Source organism: Thiorhodococcus minor (assembly GCF_010820565.1).
Taxonomy (GTDB): Bacteria; Pseudomonadota; Gammaproteobacteria; order Chromatiales; family Chromatiaceae; genus Thiorhodococcus; species Thiorhodococcus minor.
In genome coordinates this window covers 1-907 of the sequence record NZ_JAAIJQ010000283.1, presented here as the reverse complement: position 1 = coordinate 907, position 907 = coordinate 1, and the positions used below count along the sequence as shown (strand labels likewise).

Genomic DNA, 907 nt, shown 5'->3' with positions numbered 1-907 from the left:
GCTCACGACCACCTCTCTTAAAGGCAGCCGCAGTGGGCGGTTTGAAGCCTCCGCCTGCACGGCGGCTTCGGGGGGCCGACCCCCATCTCTTGTGCAGCATGGCTGCACGCAGGGCTTGCGCCCTGCAGCGCGCCTTCGTGGCGCACAGTCGTCGCAGTCGCGCACCAGCCGGGCGCCGGCGAACTGCGCCGGTCCGTCGCTGGCGTGGAAGCGCCGGTCCATCCAATGCAAGTAGAGGTTGGCCAGCAGCGGGGAGATGACACCGCCTTGCGGGGTGCCGGCGCTGCGGTCGACCTTCCTCGCAGGCCGATGCCGGTCGCCGTCGCCCTCCATGAGCGGGGCGCGCAGCCACTGACGGATCAGCTTGAGCACGCTCCCATCGGCGATGCGCCGCTCGACACAGGCGAGCAGCTTGGCATGCGGGATACTGTCGAAGTACCCCGCGAGATCGGCGTCGTAAACGGCTGTCAGACCATCCTGCAGGGCCCCCTGCACGGCCTCGAGCGCTCCATGCGCCGAGCGCCCTGGGCGAAACCCGTAGGAGACAGGGAGGAAGTCCGCCTCGAAGATCGGCTCCAGAATCAGCTTGGCCGCTGTCTGGACGACGCGATCGCGTACGGTGGGAATGCCCAGCGGGCGCTCCCCTCCATTCGCCTTGGGGATCGGCTTCAGCCGCACCGCTTGCGGGCGGTAACGCTTGGCGCGAAGGCGCTCGCCGATTTCGGCGAGGAAGGCCTCCACACCGCCGGGGGCGGCGCGCACATCGTCGATGCGCACCCCATCCACCCCAGGTGCACCGCCGTTCTCGGCGACCTGGGCCCAGGCGCTCGCAAGCACGTCAGGCCGACAGAGTCGGTCATACAGGGTGTAGAACCGATACCGCGGCTCCTGCTTCGCTTTGATATAG

The 907-nt window shown here is 68.6% G+C and carries 1 protein-coding gene; it reads right to left on the bottom strand.

The features are described 5' to 3' along the window. Nucleotides 1–907 (bottom strand): reverse transcriptase domain-containing protein (locus G3446_RS26975; RefSeq protein WP_245232844.1); only part of this gene is annotated, 907 nt, incomplete at both ends.